Origin of the sequence: Pseudomonas sp. RG1 (assembly GCF_025910115.1) — a bacterium.
Taxonomy (GTDB): domain Bacteria; phylum Pseudomonadota; class Gammaproteobacteria; order Pseudomonadales; family Pseudomonadaceae; genus Aquipseudomonas; species Aquipseudomonas atacamensis.
This window is the reverse complement of sequence record NZ_JAPCIK010000043.1, coordinates 87,435-105,093: the sequence shown is the minus strand read 5'-3', so window position 1 is coordinate 105,093 and position 17,659 is coordinate 87,435. Positions and strand designations below refer to the sequence as shown.

Annotated in this window: 16 protein-coding genes; 4 read left to right on the top strand and 12 right to left on the bottom strand. The window is 61.4% G+C overall.

Going from position 1 to position 17,659, the window contains the following annotated elements; all coding sequences use genetic code 11:
• Positions 1 to 3 precede the first annotated feature (3 nt).
• The 6 genes from OK411_RS22000 to OK411_RS21975 are packed head-to-tail and all read right to left on the bottom strand — an operon-like array spanning position 4 to position 6,702.
• Positions 4 to 1,332 carry a DUF58 domain-containing protein gene (locus OK411_RS22000; protein WP_264365686.1) on the bottom strand — a complete coding sequence of 443 codons (1,329 nt, stop codon included), beginning with the start codon at positions 1,330 to 1,332 and terminating at the stop codon, positions 4 to 6.
• The gene (locus OK411_RS21995; protein ID WP_125925603.1) at positions 1,329 to 2,330 is read right to left on the bottom strand and encodes an AAA family ATPase; all 1,002 of its coding nucleotides are present in this window, start codon (positions 2,328 to 2,330) and stop codon (positions 1,329 to 1,331) included. Before OK411_RS21995 ends, OK411_RS22000 begins: the two co-directional genes overlap by 4 nt.
• On the bottom strand, positions 2,327 to 3,490 hold the full coding sequence (locus OK411_RS21990; protein ID WP_264365685.1) for a DUF4350 domain-containing protein: 1,164 nt from the start codon (positions 3,488 to 3,490) through the stop codon (positions 2,327 to 2,329). The genes OK411_RS21995 and OK411_RS21990 overlap by 4 nt, the downstream gene beginning before the upstream one ends.
• Positions 3,487 to 5,025 (bottom strand): DUF4129 domain-containing protein, encoded by a 1,539-nt coding sequence (locus OK411_RS21985; protein WP_264365684.1) that lies wholly within the window; start codon positions 5,023 to 5,025, stop codon positions 3,487 to 3,489. Before OK411_RS21985 ends, OK411_RS21990 begins: the two co-directional genes overlap by 4 nt.
• Positions 5,012 to 5,989, bottom strand: coding sequence for a stage II sporulation protein M (locus OK411_RS21980; RefSeq protein WP_264365683.1), 978 nt, complete (start codon positions 5,987 to 5,989; stop codon positions 5,012 to 5,014). Before OK411_RS21980 ends, OK411_RS21985 begins: the two co-directional genes overlap by 14 nt.
• Positions 5,986 to 6,702: an RDD family protein gene (locus OK411_RS21975; protein WP_264365682.1), complete on the bottom strand. Its 717-nt coding sequence runs from the start codon at positions 6,700 to 6,702 to the stop codon at positions 5,986 to 5,988. Before OK411_RS21975 ends, OK411_RS21980 begins: the two co-directional genes overlap by 4 nt.
• A 267-nt stretch (positions 6,703 to 6,969) precedes the next feature.
• On the opposite strand from OK411_RS21975, the gene sbcB reads away from it, so the two are divergent.
• Positions 6,970 to 8,400, top strand: coding sequence for an exodeoxyribonuclease I (sbcB, locus tag OK411_RS21970; RefSeq protein ID WP_073471968.1), 1,431 nt, complete (start codon positions 6,970 to 6,972; stop codon positions 8,398 to 8,400).
• Positions 8,401 to 8,498: 98 nt separating this feature from the next.
• On the opposite strand, the gene mvaT is transcribed toward sbcB, so the two are convergent.
• Positions 8,499 to 8,876, bottom strand: a complete 378-nt coding sequence (gene mvaT / locus OK411_RS21965; protein ID WP_016773476.1) for a histone-like nucleoid-structuring protein MvaT — start codon at positions 8,874 to 8,876, stop codon at positions 8,499 to 8,501.
• Between the two features lie 337 nt (positions 8,877 to 9,213).
• Between mvaT and purU the strand changes: the two genes are divergently transcribed.
• On the top strand, positions 9,214 to 10,062 hold the full coding sequence (gene purU, locus OK411_RS21960) for a formyltetrahydrofolate deformylase (RefSeq protein ID WP_041479808.1): 849 nt from the start codon (positions 9,214 to 9,216) through the stop codon (positions 10,060 to 10,062).
• Between the two features lie 81 nt (positions 10,063 to 10,143).
• On the top strand, positions 10,144 to 10,320 hold the full coding sequence (locus OK411_RS21955) for a hypothetical protein (RefSeq protein WP_016773478.1): 177 nt from the start codon (positions 10,144 to 10,146) through the stop codon (positions 10,318 to 10,320).
• Here the strand turns inward: OK411_RS21955 and OK411_RS21950 are convergent.
• The 4 genes from OK411_RS21950 to OK411_RS21935 all read right to left on the bottom strand — a co-directional run bounded on the left by OK411_RS21950 (position 10,304) and on the right by OK411_RS21935 (position 15,259).
• Positions 10,304 to 11,302: a lysylphosphatidylglycerol synthase transmembrane domain-containing protein gene (locus OK411_RS21950; protein WP_264365681.1), complete on the bottom strand. Its 999-nt coding sequence runs from the start codon at positions 11,300 to 11,302 to the stop codon at positions 10,304 to 10,306. The two genes, OK411_RS21955 and OK411_RS21950, sit on opposite strands and share 17 nt — an antisense overlap.
• On the bottom strand, positions 11,299 to 12,069 hold the full coding sequence (locus OK411_RS21945; RefSeq protein WP_264365680.1) for a DUF2334 domain-containing protein: 771 nt from the start codon (positions 12,067 to 12,069) through the stop codon (positions 11,299 to 11,301). Before OK411_RS21945 ends, OK411_RS21950 begins: the two co-directional genes overlap by 4 nt.
• A complete protein-coding gene (locus OK411_RS21940) occupies positions 12,062 to 13,153 on the bottom strand; it encodes a glycosyltransferase family 4 protein (protein WP_177421651.1) in 1,092 nt (363 codons plus the stop codon). Before OK411_RS21940 ends, OK411_RS21945 begins: the two co-directional genes overlap by 8 nt.
• 216 nt (positions 13,154 to 13,369) lie before the next feature.
• Positions 13,370 to 15,259 carry a methyl-accepting chemotaxis protein gene (locus tag OK411_RS21935; protein ID WP_071173370.1) on the bottom strand — a complete coding sequence of 630 codons (1,890 nt, stop codon included), beginning with the start codon at positions 15,257 to 15,259 and terminating at the stop codon, positions 13,370 to 13,372.
• 186 nt (positions 15,260 to 15,445) lie between these two features.
• On the opposite strand from OK411_RS21935, the gene OK411_RS21930 reads away from it, so the two are divergent.
• Entirely contained in the window at positions 15,446 to 16,933 is a 1,488-nt protein-coding gene (locus OK411_RS21930) for a helicase HerA-like domain-containing protein (RefSeq protein WP_041480025.1), read from the top strand.
• Between the two features lie 133 nt (positions 16,934 to 17,066).
• Here the strand turns inward: OK411_RS21930 and OK411_RS21925 are convergent, their stop codons facing one another.
• Positions 17,067 to 17,522 (bottom strand): DUF721 domain-containing protein, encoded by a 456-nt coding sequence (locus tag OK411_RS21925; protein ID WP_041479804.1) that lies wholly within the window; start codon positions 17,520 to 17,522, stop codon positions 17,067 to 17,069.
• Positions 17,523 to 17,659: the final 137 nt, after the last annotated feature.

Genomic DNA, 17,659 nt, shown 5'->3' with positions numbered 1-17,659 from the left:
CTGTCAGATCGCAGCGGTCTTTTTCCAACTCATGTAGCTTGTCACCAGTCCGGCCCCCAGCTCGGCGGGCCGAACATCCATCACTGCAACGCCATGGGCAGTCAGCCGCTCATGGAGTTGCGAGCGGTCATTGAGAAAATCGATGGTGCCGCAGTAGGCTAATGCTTCGGGCAGTGTTTGCACTGGCGTCTGGCGTAACGTATCCAGCGCTTCCTCGCGCAGGCTCGCCACCAGCACCCGATGTTGCGCGCTCAACCGTCTGACCGCGCCCAGCACTTGATCATTGTCATCGCGCAGATTGGTCACCAGCACCACCAGTGCCCGGCGTTTTTGTCGGGCCAGTAACTGGCTGGCGGCGGCCTGATAATCAGCAGGGAACTGGGTGTTCCCAAGGTCATAAACAGCGTTGAGCAGGACGTTCAGTTGGCCGCTGCCTTTGACTGGCGCGACATGGCACGGCTTATCACCGGCGAAGGTACTCATGCCCACCGCATCCCCTTGGCGCAACGCCACATAACTGAGCAGCAGGCAGGCATTAAGCGCGTGATCGAAGTGCGACAGCTCACCATCGTGACTGCGCATCTGCCGGCCGCAATCGAGCAGGAAGATGATCTGTTGATCGCGCTCATCTTCGTACTCGCGGGCAATCGGCGTGCGCTGGCGGGCGGTGGCTTTCCAGTCGATCTGGCGCAGGCTGTCGCCCTCGCGAAATTCGCGCAACTGATGGAATTCCTGACCCTGACCGCGACGTTGCCGCTGACGTATGCCGAGCTGGCTCAGCCAGTTGTCGACGGCGCGCAACTCACCGCCGTAAAGCCGGGCGAAGTCCGGGTAGACACGGGTCTCGTCGCGGACGCTGAGCAGGCGTTTGCCGGACCATAATCCCAAGGGGCTGGGCAGGTTGACTTCGCACTGTTCGAAGCAGAAATGCCCGCGTTCGAGAGGTCGCAGACGGTAGGTGAGCTGACTGACATGGCCGGGTTGAAGCTCGACAACTGTTGGCAGATATTCAAACGCGAGGCCGTCGGGTACGTGGTCGAAGAAATTGATGTTCAGTGGCTCGGCAAACTCATGGGCGACCTCCAGCTTCACCTCTCCCCAGCGCCCGAGCGCCAGGCTGCCGGGCATCTGTCGTTTGATGCGCGGCGAGGGCAGGCGTCTGAGGCGTACGGCGTCGATAACCGCCAAGGCCAACAGCGCCAGGAGCAACCCCCAGTTGATCGAAATCAGGCTCGACGGGAGCTCTCTGCCGAGTGCCTGAAAGGCGCCAAGCACGATGCTGACGCCCAGCAGCAGCGCCAGCCAGATCAGCAGCAAACGCGAGGGTTTCACAGGCGCGGCGCCGGCACTTGATCGAGCAATTGCGCGAGCACCTGATCGACCTGCAGGCCTTCGATGTCTAGCTCCGGTGCGATGCGCACGCGATGGCGCAGCACAGCGAGTGCGCAGCCTTTGATGTCATCCGGAATCACGAACTCGCCGCCGCGCAACAATGCCCGGGCACGGGCACAGCGAACCAGTGCAATCGAGGCGCGCGGTCCGGCGCCGAGGGTCAGGCCCGGCCAGGTGCGCGTGCTGCGCGCCAGACGCACGGCGTAATCGAGGACCTGATCATCCAGCGGCAGATCGCTGGCAATACGCTGCAACGCCTGCACGTCTTTGGCTTGCAACACGGTGCGCAGCGGTTGCACATCGAGCATGTCGGCGCGGGTCGAACGACAGACCTGACGGACCATGTTCAGCTCCTGATCGGCGTCGGGGTAATCCATGCGCACCTTGAGCATGAAGCGGTCGAGCTCGGCTTCCGGCAGCGGATAGGTGCCTTCCTGTTCGATCGGGTTCTGTGTCGCCAAAACCATGAACGGTTGCGCGATGGGCAGGGCGCGACCTTCGAGTGTCACCTGGCGCTCCTGCATGGCTTCGAGCAGCGCTGCCTGGGTTTTTGCCGGGGCGCGGTTGATCTCGTCGGCCAGCAGCAGGTTGGTGAACAGCGGGCCTTTGCGCAGCTTGAACTGCTCGGTCTGCAGGTCATACACGGCATGGCCGGTAACGTCGCTGGGCATCAGGTCCGGGGTGAACTGGATGCGCGCGAACTCGCCGCCGAAGCATCGCGCCAGTGCCCGCACCAGCAAGGTCTTGCCCAGACCGGGCACGCCTTCGAGCAGCACGTGGCCGCCGGCGATCAGCGCGGTCAGGACATCGTCGACCACCGCATCCTGGCCGATCAGCGCCTTGTTCAATTCATTGCGCACTGCCTGCGCCAACTGGCTGGCACGCTGGCGCTGCTGGGCGGCGTGCGTCGCGCTGCCGGGCTCGATCTGTTCAGTCATAACGCGTTCCTCAAGGTTTGCAGATGAGCGACCTGCCGGCTGAATTCGGCGCTGGACAAACGCTGCTTCGGACGTGGGCTCAGGGCCTGGCTGATGGCGCGGGTGGGTTGCCGGGTCAGGCGCGATAACGCCAGCCATTGTTCGGCCACATTCAATTGATCGAAACCGGGATGGCGGCGGCGCGCGCGGCGCAGGATGTCTTGTTGCAAGGCTTGCAGCAGCGCTTGCTGGCCGTTGTGGCGCAGGAGGAAGTCGGCACTGGCACGCAGATGCTCCAGCAGTTGGCGCCGACCCGCTGGCGCCGGCATTTGCACCGGGCCGTGACGCACGCCGGCCTGCCACAACCACAAGCCGATCAAGGCGAGCAGGGCGACGATGGCCTGCGGGAAGTAGCGCCAGAGCAAGGTCCACAAACCATCGTGCGTCGTGTTGTAAATCAGCGTGACGTCGGTGTCGGCGCTCAGATACCAGAGTAGCCAGGCGTTGTCGTATTTGCCGATAGCGCCGGTTTTCCACAGCTCGGCATCGGTGACCACGGTGATCGTGCCAAGGCCGTACACCCGTTGCATCATGTGCGTGGCTTTGGCGCTGTTGGCCCAGGCTTGCGCGACATTATTCGGGTCGTCGAGGTGGAAGTCGGTGTCGAAACCGGCGTAGGCCGGCGCGTCTTCGTCTTCCAGGTACAGTTTGGTCAGTTTCGGGAAGCGGTCCTTTTCCACTTCCTCGGGAGGATCTTTCAAGTCCTTGCTCAGCGATTGGTGCAGTTGCACCTTGTCGAGCAGCAGATCATTGCTTTGCCCGGTTTGCGCATCCCACAACGATTCGGCGACGAACACCAGACGTCCTCCGGCGCGAGTCCAGTTCAACACCTGATCGACTTCACGCGGCGTCATCCGCGCGCGCTCGCCGAACAACAACAAGGTGTGGCTGTGCGGATCAATCTGCGGCAGCACCGCCAGGGTCTCGGCGTGATTGACCGCGAGGCCGCGCTCGCGCAGGAACATTTCTGCCGCCAGATAAGGATTGGCTTGCGCGGCAGGCGAGGGGCCGTGATCGACGGTTTCCTGATAGGGCCGGGCCTTGAGGTAGAGGAACAGGCTCAAGCCGCCAAGCAGCACAAGCGCCAGCGCAGCCAACGACCAGCCGATGCGCCGGTTCAATGCCCGGATCCTTTGCCGAACAATTCACGCCAGCCGTTGCACAGCTCTGCTTGCAGGTGCGCAGCTGGTAGTCGGTGCCCGTAGGCCATGTTCTGCCAGTGAACAGTGAGGTTGCGGCTGTAGGCGAGCAGGTCCGGGCGTTGCAATTGCTCAATGCGGTTGAGGATCTGGCTCTCGGTGTCGGCGGCTTTCAGCGTCAGGTCGAAATCCTGCAACAGATGGCTGAGCAGGCCGCGATAGAGCAGGCCCAGCGCGGCGCGAGGTTCGCTCAGCCACAATTGTTCGGCGCTGCTGGCAATGTCATCCGGCAGGGTTTCACGGTTCAGATCGAGGCCGAAGACTTGTGGCGACGCCGGCGGTTTGCTGCGCGCTGGCAGGTTCGGGCGGCGGCTGACGAAAGCCCGGAGGAATTCGCGATAACGCCAGATCAGCCAGCCCAGCGCGGCAATCAGCGCGCCCCACAACAGCACCTCAATCACGTTCGCCAAGGCATCAAGGTGTCGACCATCGAGCCAGCCGAGCAGGGTTTTCAGCCACTGCGGTGCCTCACCCGCTTGCGCGTCTTTGGCCGGACTTGCCGGGTCGTCGCCAAAGCGATAACGGGTGACGCTTTCCTTGTTCTTGAACGGCGGTTGTTCGAGCAGCGACTCAATGCTGTCGCGCGAGGCCTGACTGGTCAGCGGCTGATTGAGCAACCGTGGAGCATCCGGCGCATCGCTGGCCCACACCGGTTGCAGGTTCGGCAGCAGCAGACACGCCGCCAGCAACACGCCGAGCACGCCGTTGTTCAAGCGCTGGCGCAGACGGCGGAAGACCAGCTCGATGTCCCAGGCTTCCAGTTGTGTGCGGCGGTTCAGGTACAGGCTGAAACCGCAGGCGACATACACCGGTCCCCAGGCCACCAGGATCAGCGCGTAAAAAACGTTGGTCAGGTGCTCCAGCCAGCGCCAATCCTGATCGGCGGCTAGCAGAAGCGATTGCCAGTCCCAGTCGGTCTCGATCTGCTGCGGCAAGAGCATGTAGAACAGCAGCATCAAGCCGATCCACAGTGCGGTTTCCAGATGCACGCCGATAATCGTCAACCATTGCGCGGCGCCGCCGTTGCGTTGCAGTAGCACCTGCAGACGTTGTTGTCTGGCCTCGCCGTCGAGACCTTCGAGTTGCGTCACCGGCAGCACAAAGCTGCGACTCAGGCTCAGCCGGCGCCAGGTCAGACTCGCCAACAGTTGCGGCCTGAGCAGGCGCGGCCATTCACGCAAGGCTTGCTTGAGCGTCGGGGTTTCACCGAACAGCGCTTTGGAGAGGATGTACAGCGGCAGGCGTTCGTAGGCCGGTTTCAGCCACCAGAAAATGAACACCGCCAGTGATGGCGAATCCCACAGCAACAGGCTGAGCAGGGCGAACAGCGGCAGGGTGACTATCGCCCAACTGGTCATCAACAACCGCCGATGCTGCTGGCTCATCAACACGCCCAGGTCTATGGCTTCCCAGGTCGTGCGCGGGCGGATCACTACGCTGGCGTCACTCAGGCGCATGACGAATCCTTCCGGCAAATAGCAGATACACCGCGACGGCCAACCATAGCGCGGCGCCGACGGCGTATTTGGTCAGCGGCGTGACACTGGTTTTCGACGACCAGTAAGCCTCGATAAAGGCTGCGATCAACAGGAACAGCATCGCCCCACACACCAGCAACACGCTTTTGCGCGCGGCCAGGCGCAGCGCCTCGCCACATGTCAGGCGTCCGGGGGCGATCAGCGCCCAGCCCAGCTTCAGGCCCGCCGCTCCGGCGAGGGCGATGGCGCTCAGTTCGAACGCGCCGTGACCGATCACGAACGACCAGAAGGTCTGGCCGAAACCGATCTCGCTGAGATGCCCGGCCACCGCGCCGATGATCATGCCGTTGTATAGCAGAAAGAATCCGCTGCCCATGCCCATCAACAAACCGCTGGCGAATGTCTGAAAGGCGATGCCCGTGTTGTGCATCACGTAATAGCCGAACATCACCCAGTCTTCGCTGGCCGCCCGTTCGGCCGAGCGTCCGAGGTGGCCGGCAACGGGGTCGTACATGCCCTGCATCTCGCGCACCTGTTCGGCCGGAATCAGGTTGTAGATCAGTTCCGGGTTCAGATAAACCAGCACGCCGAAACCGATCAGGCTGCCGAAGAACAACAGGCTGGCGGCCGCAACGAAGCGCCACTGTTCGCGCACCAGTCGCGGGAAGTCCGCGAGGATAAAGCTGATGATGAGCGCCCCGAGGCGACTGCGATGCCAATAGAGCTGTTGATGGCCGCGCAGCACTTGCTGTTGCAATGAATCGATCAGAAAACTGCTGTAGCCGCGCGCCTGGGCCAGAGCCAGATGTTGGCAGAGACGTCGATAGGCCTTGGGAAAATCGCTGACTTGCGCTGTCTCCTTGCCGTGTTCGAGGCGTTCGAGCGCCACGGCGAAGCGCTCCCATTCGGCCTTGTGGCGACTTTCGAACAGGCTCTGCTTCATGGGGTCGGCCCCAACAAACCGCGCGCGATGCCGTTGAGTTCAGACACGGCCTTGGGCGCAGAGATGTGCAGCGGCTGCGCCAGCAATGCCGCCAGCTCGTTGACCCGTGCGGGAGAGAGCTCGGCCTGACGCTCGGCGAAACCGAGTACCGCGCGTTGTTCGCTCAAGGTCAGCGGAACGGGACAGCGACGAGGTTCGGCATAAGGCAATTGCGGTCGGCTCAGCGGCCGTTCGCTGTAAACCACCAACGTGCCGGCGGCAATGTCGCCGAGGCGTTTGAAGGTCGGGTGTTGCAGGCAACTGAGCGCACCGAGGAAATAGCCGAAGGGCAGTAGATCGACAAAGCGCAGCAGGTTGCGCAATAGCGAGGCCGACCAACCGATCGGCGTGCCGTCGTCGTGCACCACGCGCAAGCCCAGCCATTGTTTGCCCGGCGAACGGCCCTGACGCAGCACCTCGAACAACACCATGTACCACCAGCTGATGGCAAACAGCAGCAAAGAACCGAGGCCCATGCCGAGCTTGCCGAGAAATGCCAGCGCGATGAACAGCACGCCGAGGATCAAGCCGCGAATGCCCAGATCGATGGCAAACGCCACGGCGCGCACCATCAGCCCAGCGGGACGCAACGGCAGATCGATGCCTTCCGGCGTTTCGACCTGATGGCGCGTATCCAGCGGTGCTTTCCTTCGCGGTGCTGTGGGCTCGAGCATGGGCTACCTGATGTTCGCCTGTTCGGGGTGCAAGTGCGCCTGATGCTAGCAGCCTCTCGGGTGTGGGAGCGAGCCTGCTCGCGAATGTGGTGGGTCAGTCAGCCTGTGGGCAACTGACAGAAAGCCTTCGCGGGCAGGCTCGCTCCCACAAGGGCAATGCATTCAAGTTGTAGGAATCTGGAGAAATTGCTGTTCGAGGGCGACCAGGCTGGCCGTGGCAGCCCTGAAACGCCTAGACTTCGCCGATCTTCTGTTCAGGATTCGCCCGTGACTTCAATCTTTTGGTACGACTACGAAACCACTGGCATCAATCCGCGCAACGACCGACCGCTGCAGGTGGCCGGGATTCGCACCGACCATGCGCTCAACGAGATCGACGAGCCGGTCAACCTCTATTGCCAGCCCAGCGAAGACATCCTGCCGCACCCGGCGGCGTGCGCGATCACCGGCATCACCCCCGGCCAGCTCGCTGAAAAAGGCCTGAGCGAAGCCGATTTCATGACTCGCGTGCATGCGCAACTGGCCGCACCGGGGACCTGTGGCGCCGGTTACAACACCTTGCGTTTCGACGATGAGATGACTCGCTACAGCCTGTATCGCAATTTCTTCGACCCCTACGCCCGTGAATGGCAGGGTGGCAACAGCCGCTGGGATCTGATCGACGTAGTGCGCGCCGCTTACGCATTGCGCCCGGACGGTCTGGTCTGGCCTACCGATGACGAAGGCCGCGTGACCCTCAAGCTTGAACGCCTCACGGCGGCCAACAATATCGATCACGGGCACGCTCACGAAGCCCTGTCGGATGTGCGCGCCACCATCGCGTTGGCGCGGCTGATTCGCGAGAAACAACCCAAGCTCTACGAATGGCTGTTCCAGTTGCGCAGCAAACAGAAGGTGATGGATCAGATCCGCCTGTTGCAGCCACTGGTGCATGTGTCCGGGCGTTTCTCGGCGGCGCGCAGTTATGTCGGCGTGGTGCTGCCGCTGGCCTGGCACCCGAAGAATCGCAACGCCCTGATCGTCTGTGATCTGCATCTTGATCCGCAGGGGTTGCTGGACCTCGATGCGCAAGCCCTGCGTCAGCGTCTTTATACCCGTCGCGATGAGTTGGCCGAAGGTGAGTTACCGGTACCGCTCAAGCTGATTCATATCAATCGTTGTCCGGTTGTAGCGCCGCTGGCGGTATTGCGCGCACAAGACCAGCAGCGCCTTGGGCTGGACATGGCGCTTTATCAGGAGCGGACAGTGCGACTAACTGACGCACAACAAGTCTGGAAAGATAAAGTCGCGGCGATATATGCCAGCGAAGATTTCACTCCCAGCGAAGATCCCGAGCAGCAGTTGTACGATGGATTTATCGGTGATCGTGATCGTCGTTTATGCGAACAAGTTCGAACGGCCGACCCTGCGCAATTGGCGCAAGAGCAGTGGCCTTTCGATGATGAACGTTTGCCTGAATTACTTTTTCGATATCGAGCACGCAACTTTCCGGACACCCTGGATGTGGCCGAGCAAGAGCGCTGGAAATTATTTTGTCAGCAGCGCCTGACGCAACCCGAGGCAGGTGCGCCGAATACCGTGCAGTCATTTATCGAGGCCGCCGAGCAATGGTCGCTTAGTGCGTCACCGATGCAGCGAGAGGTGCTCAATGACTGGCAGAATTATGTCCAGGCATTACGCAAACGTTTGAATCTGTGAAATCGAACATGCCCGGACAATAAATTACGGGCATAAAAAAACGCCAGCGCTAGCTGGCGTTCTTTTGTTCGCGGATCGCTCTGCGAAGGCGTCGCGGCTTAGCCCAGCAGGGTCGCCCAGCCTTCAACCACGTCGCCGCCCCACTTGGCTTTCCACTCTTTCAGAGTCTTGTGGTTGCCACCTTTGGTTTCGATGACTTCACCGTTGTGCGGGTTTTTGTATTGCTTAACTTTGCGTGCACGCTTGGTGCCGGTAGTTTTTACTGCGCCGCCACGTGGAGCCTTGGATTTGGCTTCTGGATCCAGCAGCGCGATGATGTCACGCAGCGACTTGGAGTATTCACCCATCAGCGTGCGCAGTTTGCCTTCGAATTCCAGTTCGGCTTGCAGTTTGTCGTCTTCGGACAGGTTCTTCAGACGGGCTTGCAGCTCTTTGATGGCTTCTTCGGTGGCGCGATATTCGTTGATCAAGGACATGAGTACTACCTTTTGTAGAATGCTGAATGACAGGGGACAGTGCCGCAATAATAGTCAGGCTGTTTCATCAAGTAAACATTTAGATCAGCTTTTTATTTAAATGAGTTACAGGAATTAGCCGCGATTTGAATGTTCAGTTAAATAATGTGATGCAGTCAGCACAGATATTTACAGTTGTCTGACAAAAGCCCCGCTAAAGCGTCACGGTCTTGACGGAAGAGCTGCGTCAGAAAGCCGTTTCGCCATGCTTTGTCCCACCCGGCGCGTATGCGTACTGCAGTTTTCCTGCACAGTCGCTAGAATGGCGGCCTTTGTGAAGTTCTGGAGTTTCCCCCTCATGCGCACTTTTCGGCTGGTGATCTCTTGCCCGGACCGCGTTGGCATCGTTGCCAAAGTCAGTAATTTTCTGGCCTCTCATAATGGCTGGATCACCGAAGCGAGCCACCACTCTGACAATCAAGTGGGCTGGTTCTTCATGCGTCACGAAATCCGTGCCGATTCGCTGCCGTTCGGTATTGAAGAGTTGCGCGAGAAGTTCGCGCCGATCGCCGAAGAGTTCTCGATGGACTGGCGCATCACCGACACCGAGCAGAAAAAACGCGTGGTGCTGATGGCCAGCCGCGAATCCCACTGCCTGGCCGACCTGCTGCACCGCTGGCACAGCGATGAACTGGATTGCGAAATCGCCTGCGTGATCTCCAACCACGACGACCTGCGCAGCATGGTCGAGTGGCACGGCATCCCTTACTACCACGTGCCGGTCAATCCGCAGGACAAGCAGCCGGCATTCGACGAAGTGTCGCGGCTGGTCAAACAGCACGACGCCGAAGTGGTAGTGCTGGCGCGCTACATGCAGATCCTGCCGCCGGACATGTGCCGCGAATACGCGCACAAAGTCATCAACATCCACCACAGCTTCCTGCCATCGTTCGTCGGCGCCAAGCCGTATCACCAAGCGTCGCTGCGTGGTGTGAAACTGATCGGCGCAACCTGCCATTACGTGACCGAAGAGCTGGACGCCGGCCCGATCATCGAGCAGGACGTGGTGCGTGTCAGCCACAGCGACAGCATCGAAGACATGGTGCGTTTCGGCCGTGACGTCGAGAAGATGGTGCTGGCCCGCGGCCTGCGTTATCACCTGGAAGACCGCGTGCTGGTGCACGGCAACAAGACGGTTGTGTTCTGATCGAGCACGCCACGCTTGAAAAACCAGGGGCCTGGGCGTTGAATCGCTCAGGCCCTTGTCATTTGAGCCCGAGGAAAAGCCATGAGCGATCCACTGGACAAAGCCACTTCCAAAGCCCCCGCCACCCTTGGTGAAGGTTGCCTGAGTCGTTACGACCCGGATGACATGAGCCCGGACGACGGCACCGAATTCCCGGGGGCCGCCGAGCTTTGGGAGCAACTCCAGCAAGAGCAGGACGAACCTAAGAAGCCTGCCTGACGTTCATCAACTTCTTCAGCAACGGCTTGCCCAGCATCAACACGAACACCGGCCCGCCCACCAACAGATAGAAGTAATACGTCACCACGCGCCAGATCAGGATCGCCGCCGCTGCGGTGGACTTGCCCACCATGGGTGCGAGCAGCGCGGCCGAGGTCAATTCTGCGGCTCCCGCGCCGCCGGGTAATAGGCTGAACTGGCCGGCGCCGAGCGAGAGCATCTGCACCAGAAAGCTCCACGCCCACTGCAAATCCGCGCCGAGCCCGCGCAGGGCCAGATACAGCACGCTGTAGCGCAGCAACCAGTGCACGCAGGTCAGAGCAAAAACCTGAACCAGCGTTTGCCAAGGCAGTTTCAAGGTATCGGTAAATGCCGCGAGAAAGTGCAGCAACTTGCGCGCCCAGCGACGGCGAGTACTTGTCGTGATGTTCATCCCCGCCAACAGCCGCCCGCTCAGGCGAATCAACGCTCGGTGATAACGCGCGATCAACACGCAACTGAACAAACCGCCAAACAGCGAAACGGCGCTGACGGTCAGCAGCCACTCGAGACGAACGCTGAGGTGCTGGAACAGCGCGTAAATCAGAATCCCGCTCAGGGCGCAGAGAAAGAACAGCAGATCGCTGAGCTGATCCATGGCAAACACCGCGCTGCCCCGCGCCGGACGCACGCCGCAACGGGCGAGCAGAGCCATGATCGTCAGCGGCCCGCCGCTGCCGCCGGGCGTGGCGCAGTACGCGAACTCGGCCGCCATCACCACGCCGAGGCTTTTCAATGGCGCGACCTTTTCACGCTGGTCGCCGAGCAACAAACGCAGGCGCAACGTATTGATGCCCCAGCACAGCAGAATCATGCCGAACATGATCAACAGCCAGTTCAGCGGGAAGCTGCGCAGGCGCGCCCAGGTTTCGCCGCCGCCGAGCAGTACCGGAATCAGCACCGCCGCGAGCAGGCCGATCAGCAACAACAGGCTGCGCTTCATGCTGCGCGTTCCAGTTGTCCGCGCTGTCGGGCCAGCCAGTCGATTTTGGTCAGCGGCATGCGTCCTTCCGCCAGCAGCCGCTGCAACGTGTGCAACCAGTAATCGCGAGAAAAGCGGTGACGCATGTCCACCGGATGCAGCCCCAGGCGAATCACCGATGCCTCGCGCCAGCGCTGTTCACGCTGCTCGCTGACGATTTTCGACAAGCCGCGCCGCCAGGCACTGCGCGCGCTCCACACCAGCCCCGGTGCAGCGATAGCGCTGAAGTCGGGCAAGCGATAAAGGTGCTGCGGATCGCTGGTGTAGCTGAGCGGCAATTCACGCAAGGCCTGGCGGGTGCCGTCGCTCATCAGCCAGGCCGGAGCGACGAAACCCTGCACCGGCCAGTCGTAGCGCTGAAACATCTCCAGACCCGCATGCAGGCGGGCCAAGGCTGCTTCGCGGGACAAGCGATAGAACTCACCTTCATGGGTGTAGACCCGGCGCATGAACCAGTCGCGCGGGTTGTTCGGCAGGGGTTCCTGATCGTCGTGGTAGTAGCCGTGCAGCGCCAGTTCATCGCCTCGGGCGACACGGGCATCGAGCACTCGGCGAAACGCCGGGTTGGCGTCAAGGGCATCTTGGCGATGGAAGTCCGGCACCACCAACCACGTCATCGGCACATCACCCAAGGCATCGACAGCCTCGACGAAGGGCTGGTAATCCGCCCAGGTCGAGGGCGCCACATCATGCAACACCAGGCAAACAGCTTTCATTTCTTCAACCATTGGCCACCCGTGGCAGCGTATGGCCGAGCACGGCGTGGTAGTGGCTGAGCAGACTGTCGACCACGGTGTCCCAGGCGTAATGCCGTTCGACGTGCTGGCGCGCCTGTTGGCCGAGCCGATCGCAGCCGCGACTGAACAGCTCACGCACGGCATTGGCCATGGCCTGGGGATTGTTCGGCGCGCAGAGCAGACCGCAGGAATCGTTGACGATCTCTTCAAACGCCCCGGCCGCCACCGCCACCACGGGAATGCCGCAGGCCATGGCCTCAAGGATGACCAGTCCGAAGGTTTCCTGGTCGCCGGCATGCAGCAGCGCATCGGCGCTGGCCATCAGCCGCGCGACTTTCGGCGCCGGGCAGAATTCGTCGATGACGCTGACGTTGTCCGGCACCGCCGCAGGCATCGACGAGCCGACCAACAACAAGTGATAGCGCGGACCGAGGCGTTGCATGCACTTGAGCAGCACCGGCAGGTTTTTCTCCTTGGAACCGCGCCCGGCAAAGATCAGCAGGCGCGTGTCTTCGGCAATGCCCAGCTCAGCCCGCAAGCCAGGATCGCGGGCGTCGGGATGGAAAGTGTGCAGATCCACGCCTAGCGGTTGCACATGGACATTGCGTACACCAAGCCCGATGAGCTTGTCGGCCATGACCTGGCTCGGGGCGAGGACACGATCGAAATTGCCGTACAGACGAGTCACGTAAGCCTCGACATTCGCCGTGACCCAATGGCCCATGCGATTGCCCGCCAGCAGCGGCAGATCCGAGTGATAGAAGCCGATCACCGGCACATCCAGCTGCCGCCGCGCATCCAGCGCCGCCCATGCGGTGAGGTAGGGGTCGCCGACTTCGATCAGATCCGGCTGCAAATCCTGCAGGACGTTTCGCCATGGCGCCAGGCGCAGGGGGAAGCGATAGCCTTTGCCAAAGGGCAGGGCGGGCGCTGGAACCGTATAAATGCCGTCATGTTCACCCAGCCTCGCGCCGGGGATCAGCAGGCTGTGGCGAATGGCGTTGCGCTCGCCAAGGCGACGGTGTTTGGCATCAAGGTAAGTCCGCACGCCTCCGCTGGCCGGGGCGTAGAACATGGTGATGTCGGCGATATGCACGGTGAGCAACCCTCCGCTGTGTCGTTCTCCCTTGATTGACCTTTATCCAGAATAGATGTTCGGTCGGGATTGCGCGGTGGGGTGTCAGTCGGGTTTCGTTGAAAGGTAGATATTCGCGAGCAGGCTCGCTCCCACAATGGAATGCATTTTCCCTGTGGGAGCGAGCCTGCTCGCGAAGTGGCCAGTCGCCGCAGCTTAAATCCTGAAGCTGCCAACCAACTGCTTGAGACGCGAAGCCTGCTGCTCCAGATCCGAGCACGCGCGCAAGGTCGCTTGCAGGTTCTCTACACCCTCCTGGTTCAGCGTGTTGATCTCGGTGATATCGACGTTGATCGACTCAACCACCGCAGTCTGCTCCTCGGTCGCGGTTGCCACCGACTGGTTCATCCCATCAATCTCGCCAATGCGCAGGGTCACGCTGTTCAGGCGTTCGCCGGCGAGGTTGGCGATCTCGACGCTGTCCTGGCTGTGGCGCTGGCTGTCGCTCATGGTGCTCACCGATTCCCGGGCGCCGACTTGCAGCTCCTCGATCATGGTCTGCACCTGCTGTGCCGATTCCTGAGTGCGGTGCGCGAGGTTGCGCACTTCGTCGGCCACCACGGCGAAACCACGACCGGCCTCACCGGCGCGCGCCGCTTCGATCGCCGCGTTCAGCGCCAACAGGTTGGTCTGTTGGGAAATGCTGGTGATCACTTCGAGAATCTGGCCGATGTTGACGGTCTTGCTGTTCAGCGACTCGATGTTGGTGCTGGACGCGCTGAGCATGCTCGACAGTTGGTTCATCGCTTTGATGCTGCGCTCGACCACCTGCTGGCCATCTTCGGCCAGACCCCGGGCGTCGCTGGCCTGATTCGACGCTTGGGCGGCGTTGCGGGCAATTTCCTGGGCGGCGGCGCCGAGTTGATTGATCGCGGCGGCAACACTGCTGGTGCGCGAAGCTTGCTGGTCAGAGTTGTACATCGACGAGTTTGACGCTGCGACCACGCGCAAGGCGACCTCGTTGACCTGGCCGGTGGCCGAGGACACTTCGCGGATCGAACCGTGAATACGCTCGACGAAGCGGTTGAACGCGGTGCCGAGGATGCCGAATTCATCGTTATTGACGATGTTCAGGCGTTTGGTCAGGTCGCCTTCGCCGTCGGCGATGTCTTCCATGGCGCGGGTCATCACGTGCAGCGGCTGGATCAGCAGGCGGATCAGCATGCCGAGCAGGGCGATGATGATTGCTACCGCAATAATGGTTGCGATTACCGCTGAGGTACGGAATTCGCTGAGCATCGAGTAGGCCTGATCCTTGTCGATCGACAGGCCGATGTACCAGTTCACCGACGGCAGGCCTTTGATCGGGGCGAAGGTGACGATGCGGGTTTTGCCGTCGACGCTCACTTCGCTGAAATCGCTGCTGATGCGCGGCGTGTCCTGCGGGTAGGCTTCTTTCAGTGACTTCATCACCAAGGCCTTGTCCGGGTGGACGAGGATCTTGCCGTCAGCGCTGACCAGGAATACGTAGCCCATGCCGTCGAAATCCCGTGCGGCGAGGGTGTCGACCAGCGATTGCAGGCTCAGATCGCCGCCGACCACGCCGACGCTCTGCCCGGCCTTTTTCGACGCGGTGGCGATGGAGATGATCAACTGGCCGGTGGCCGCATCGATGTAGGGTTCGGTCAGGGTCGAGGTGCTGCTGCTTTCGGCACCTTTATACCAAGGGCGTACGCGCGGATCGAAACCGTCCGGCATCTTCACGTCCGGGCGGATGGTGAAATGCCCGGTGGCATCGCCCAGATAGGTGGCCATGAACGTCGAGGTCAGGCTTTTCTGTTCCAGCAGGCTGGCGACCGTGGCAGGTTCCGGGTTGATGGCGATGTTCTGCGCGGCGTTCTCGATCAGCAGGATGCGCCCGCTGAGCCAGGTCTGGATGTTGCCGGCGGTGACCTCGCCCATTTCGTTGAGGTAGTTGTTCAGATCATCGCGGATCGCATTGCGTTGCAGCCAGTCGTTGTACAACGTGAACGAGGCGAAAGCGGCAATGACGATGAGAGCGGCGGCAAGCAAAATCTTATGGCTGAAGCGCAGGTTTTTGTTCACGGCTTGGGGTTCCGCTAAGGTCTTAATGTCCTGGGCGTGCTTTGATAGAGACGCGCACTATGGGCAAGGTTGAAAAATTGATATTTCCGGCTCTCCTTAGGGAAATGTCCGACCCGATTTTCTGATGGGTCTATCCAATTTATGTATCGGCCATGTGTCATCAAAGATTAACCATTGGGTGAGAAAATGCCTGACTCTTCGCAACTCGTTATCGGCGCTGATCCGGCCGCGCAACCCATCGCTCAGGCCATGCGCCTGGCCAACCGCCACGGGCTGATCGCTGGCGCCACCGGCACCGGTAAAACCGTGACATTGCAGCGTCTGGCCGAAGCGTTCAGCGACGCCGGTGTGGCGGTGTTCGCCGCCGACATCAAGGGCGACCTCTGCGGGCTCGGCGCCGCTGGCAACCCGCAGGGCAAAGTGGCCGAGCGCATCGCCGGCATGCCCTGGCTCGGTCACACGCCGCAGGCTTATCCCGTCACGCTGTGGGACATCCACGGCGAATCCGGACACCCGCTGCGCACCACCCTGAGCGAAATGGGTCCGCTACTGATCGGCAGCCTGCTCGAGCTGACCGACAGTCAGCAGTCGGCGCTGTACGCTGCCTTCAAGGTGGCGGATCGCGAAGGGTTGTTGCTGCTGGATCTCAAGGATCTGAAAGCGCTGCTCAACCACCTCAAGGACAACCCGCAGTTGCTCGGCGAAGACGCGGCGCTGATGACCACCGGTTCCAGCCAGGCGCTGCTGCGCCGTTTGGCGACGCTGGAACAGCAGGGCGCCGAAGCCTTGTTCGGCGAGCCGGCGCTGCAACTTGAAGACATCCTGCAACCGGGCGCCGATGGCCGGGGACGTATCCATCTGCTCGACGCCAGCCGTCTGGTGCACGAGGCGCCGAAGGTTTACGCAACGTTCCTGCTGTGGCTGCTGGCCGAGTTGTTCGAGCAACTGCCCGAGCGCGGCGATGCTGACAAGCCGCTGCTGGCGCTGTTCTTCGATGAGGCGCACTTGTTGTTCGGCGACACGCCCAAGGCCTTGCAGGAGCGGCTTGAGCAAGTGGTGCGTTTGATTCGTTCCAAAGGCGTGGGCGTGTACTTCGTCACCCAGTCGCCAGCGGACCTGCCGGATGACGTGCTGGCGCAGTTGGGCTTGCGCATTCAACACGGCCTGCGTGCGTTCACCGCCAAAGAGCAGAAATCCCTGCGTGCGGTGGCGGATGGCTTTCGGCCGAATCCGGCGTTCGACAGTCTGTCGGTGCTGACTGAGTTAGGTATTGGTGAGGCGTTGGTCGGCACGCTGACCGAGAAGGGCACGCCGGAAATGGTCCAGCGTGTGTTGGTGGCACCGCCGCAATCGCGGATCGGTCCGCTGACTGAAACCGAGCGCACCGTGCTTATCGCCGGCTCACCGTTCAAGGGCCGTTATGACAAGCCGATCGATCGCGAGTCGGCCTACGAGATTTTGATGGGCCGCAAAGGGCTGGCGCCCGAGGCTGAAACACCAGCGGGCAAAGCGGCGGCCGAAGAGCCGAGCCTGGCTGATCGTGCGGGCGAATTCCTCGGCACGGCGGCAGGCCAGGCGTTGAAATCGGCCATGCGCCAGGCGGCTAATAACCTTGGCAAGCAGTTGGTGCGGGGGTTGATGGGGTCTTTATTGGGCGGCAGCAAGCGCCGCTGAACTGAGGAGAATCGGAGATCAAAACTGTGGGAGCGAGCCTGCTCGCGAAAGCGCTGTGTCGTTCAACATCAATGTCGTCTGACATGGCCTCTTCGCGAGCAGGCTCGCTCCCACATGGCAATGGTGTGCACGGTCAGGTTTTGCTTTTGGCATGCGCCGCCAACCGCTCCAGCGCCGCGCGCAATCCCGGATCGCTGATCCCGTCGGCCGTCGACTGAATCGTCTCCGCCGCACTGCTGGACAAATCCATGGTGTGTCCAACCGCCCGATGCTGGACGATCGGCGGGCGCACGCTGAATTTGATCCGCGTCAGGTTGGCGAACTCTTCGAACAATTGCAGCTGTCGTTGCAGACGTTTCTGCTGATAGCGCAGGCGCGTTGCCCAATGGCCGTCAGTGACCACCAGCGACAGCTCGCCTTCGCGCCACTTGGCTACCCGGCAATGCTCGCGGGCGGCCGGTTGCAGCTGGCTTTCGAGCAGGCGCTGCAAATGCTCCAGACGCTGGGCATGGCCGAGGATGGCCTTCAGCGGTTTGGCTTCACGTAACAGAACGGCGGGTGCTCTGGCCGTGAGAGGGCGAAACGCCATGATCGAACACCTGAAGGAACAGAGGCGCCATGGTAGCAGAAAGCTGCGGAACCTCTGGGCCATTGCTTTTGTCCCTGATTTGCTCATTAAATCAACGCCTGACTTCTTTCCCCCGACGGGTTGAAGTTGAGCAAAAC